The 2,857-nt window shown below is 63.7% G+C and carries 4 protein-coding genes; 1 reads left to right on the top strand and 3 read right to left on the bottom strand.

Annotation, left to right across the window (positions count from 1 at the left end):
* Together VJ307_00875 and VJ307_00870 are read right to left on the bottom strand one after the other, a co-directional pair.
* Positions 1-188: redoxin domain-containing protein (locus VJ307_00875; protein HJX72678.1), on the bottom strand; the 188-nt coding region annotated here is incomplete at its 3' end.
* A 298-nt stretch (positions 189-486) separates the two neighbouring features.
* Positions 487-1,176, bottom strand: a complete 690-nt coding sequence (locus VJ307_00870) for a Crp/Fnr family transcriptional regulator (GenBank protein ID HJX72677.1) — start codon at positions 1,174-1,176, stop codon at positions 487-489.
* Positions 1,177-1,300: 124 nt separating this feature from the next.
* Between VJ307_00870 and VJ307_00865 the strand changes: the two genes are divergently transcribed.
* Entirely contained in the window at positions 1,301-2,035 is a 735-nt protein-coding gene (locus VJ307_00865; protein HJX72676.1) for a DUF169 domain-containing protein, read from the top strand.
* 18 nt (positions 2,036-2,053) lie between these two features.
* On the opposite strand, the gene VJ307_00860 is transcribed toward VJ307_00865, so the two are convergent.
* Positions 2,054-2,857 (bottom strand): tetratricopeptide repeat protein (locus tag VJ307_00860; GenBank protein HJX72675.1); only part of this gene is annotated, 804 nt, incomplete at its 5' end.

Genomic DNA, 2,857 nt, shown 5'->3' with positions numbered 1-2,857 from the left:
TTCCGCCTGCGGAATTCCTCTTCATGATCACGCAACTGCGTGATGTGCGCCCGGCAAGGAAGTCAGCCAAGGTGGCGATGAAACACCATCAAAAGCCAACTTCCCCTATAGTCTTCGAGAAGGTGAGTTTTTCCGCTGCTGTCTCGAAGGTTGAACGGTATGGCCGGTTTTCCTGTCAAATCACTCATGGCTGACTACCGCGCACACAAGACGCCTCCTCGTTTTCACAAAATACATCATCCCCCGCAACCCATTTTGAGTGGGCCGGTAATGGGTGGTCAGTGCTTCATTTCCTCCTTTACCCGTGGCATACCCCATCCTGGCGATGACGGGAGGGCATGGATGCCCGAGCGCGAGGGGGTATAGATGCTCGGTTCCGCTTCCGGCAAGAGCCTTCATCGCCGGATTTGCGAAGCGCTACGACACACCCCCCTTCGCGCATCCCGGGATCCAGGTTGGGAGGCCTCGCCCCGGGCCGTAAAATAATCAGCGGGCCAGCGCGCCGAAGAGGGATTCCGCCTTCAGGATCCGGATCCGGTTCCCCTGGACGCGGATCTTTCCCTCCTCCTGCAGTTTTTTCAACGTGCGGGAGAAGGTTTCCGGAACCGTCCCCAGCCGGGAGGCCAGGACGTTCTTGCCGACGGGGATCTCATACACCGCCCCGTCCCGGAGCGGCAGGCCCAGGCGCTTCATCTCTTCGGACACGAAAAAGACCAGGCGGGCCTCCACGTCCCGAAGCGCGAGGTTCTCCACGAGATCCGTCATTCTTTTCAGCCACTTGGACAGGGACCCGAGCACGCGGAGCGCCATCTTCGGATTCTTCTCGAGGAGTTCGATGAAGGGGCGCTTCGGGAGGAAGAGAAGGTCGCTGTCGCGGAGCGCCTCGGCGGCCGCGGGGTACACCCCGCCCTCAAAGATCGTCGCCTCCGCGAAGGATTGGCCCGCCTCGAGGATGTGAAGGACCTGCTCCTTCCCGTCCTCGGAGAGCTTGAAGAGCTTCACGCTCCCCGATACGACGATGAAAAAACCGTCGGCGCGATCCCCCTCCCGGAAGACCGGGGCCCGTCTCGCGAAATGGCGCACGGAGGATATCCCGGCGATGCGGTCCAGGTCCCCGGGGGGAAGGTTGGAAAACATCGGCGTCTTCCGCAACATCTCGAGCGGGGCGGAAACCATGGTATCATTCTCCCGTATTTTCGCTGCCGGTCAAGGACGGAAACCCTTTGTCGAACGGGAGGGAGGACCATGGCGAAGGTCGGATTCGTGGGCCTGGGGGCGCTGACCGACCAGTGAGGGAGTCATGAACGCACGGATCAGTTCATTCATGGAAGCGTTCGGCATGTCGGAATACCCGGTGCTGTTCCGGTACGCGGACGATCTCCCGAGAGGAACGCTCTTCCCGCCGGAGGGGGCGAGGGTCTGCCTGTTCGCCCTCCTCGGGAAGACGAGGACGGAAGGGGTGCCGGTGGCGCTTTCCCCGTCGCACCACGGGTGCCCGGGAGGCGGATATTACCTGGGCTTTCTCGAAACGCCGAGGGAGGGGATCGAATACTTCCTGTCGTGCGGGATCCCCGGGAAGATGGAGGGCGAGCGGTACCTCAGGACGCCGGAGCTGGCGCGCGCCCGGTTCGCCAAGGTGCCCGTCCGCCCCGCGCCGAAGAGATACGGGCTGTTCACCCGGGCCGACATGCCGCACTCCCCGGTCGACCCGGAAGTCGTCATCTTCTTCGCGTCGCCGGACCTCCTCGCGGGCCTCCACTTCCTGACCTCCTTCGACCGGGAGGACGATGCCGTGACCGCGCCGTTCTCCTCGGGTTGCGGGGCCATCGTCACCCTACCGCTTGCGGAAGGCGTTCGGTCCGACCCTAGGGCGGTGTTGGGACTTTTCGACCTTTCGGCCCGTCCCTACGTGGAGAAGAGCCTGCTGACCTTCGCCGTGCCGTTCGGACTGTTCACGAGGATGGCGGACAACATCCCCGAGAGCTTTCTCACGACAAGGACGTGGGGGACGATCCGGAAGCGGATCCGGGGATAGGGGGTACGGCCGGGACCGTCAGGGGAGAGACGCGGGGGAAGGGTCGCGGTACTTCTCGAGGGTGCCGAGCAAGGCGGGGTCCGGGGACCATCCGCACTCTATCGCCCTGTCGCAATACACGATCGCCTCGTGGAATTCCCCGCGGGTGTAATGCGCCTTGGTCAGGCCGACCAGCGCCCTCGCGTTGTCCGGATCGATCTCGAGCACCTTGCGGTATTCCCGGATGCCGTCCTCCACCATCCCGCTGGCGCACAAGGTGGCCGCGAGATTCCCCCGGGTGACGGGATTTCGGGGGGTCAAGGCCACCGCCTTGCGCACTTCCGCAAGGGCCTCCCGGTACCGTCCTTTTTTCGCCAGGGCCACACCGAGGTTGTCCCGCGCCACGGCAAGATCGGGATCGAGTTCCAGTGCCCGCCGGTATTGCCCGATGGCCTCGTCGAGCAATCCCTTCTTCTGGAAGGAGACCCCGGCGTTGAAATAGGCGTCGGGAAGGCCCGGGTAGAAAACCGCCGCCTCCCGGTAGAGGCGAAGCGCCCGATCTTCCATCCCCTTCCGGGAGCAGGAGGCGCCCAGGCTTTTGAGGTACACCCCGATCATCTCTTTCCGCCCGAGGGATCGCAGGTACGGTCCTCCCCCTTTGAACCCGAAATCATGGTGATACCGGTCGTCGTCCCGATCGGCCCCCTTCTCCCCCGTCTCGATGTTGAATCGCACCCCCGCGTCCTCGTACCGGACGAAGCAGTGGGAGGGAACGTATACTCCGTGCAAAGGGAGGGACAGCCGCTCGGCGAGAAGGAGGTACAATGCGGTCAGGCCGAGGCA

It is taken from the genome of Candidatus Deferrimicrobiaceae bacterium (assembly GCA_035256765.1).
Taxonomy (GTDB): Bacteria; Desulfobacterota; Deferrimicrobia; order Deferrimicrobiales; family Deferrimicrobiaceae; genus CSP1-8.
The sequence above is the reverse complement of the archived record's forward strand: the minus strand, read 5'-3'. Positions and strand labels throughout refer to the sequence as shown.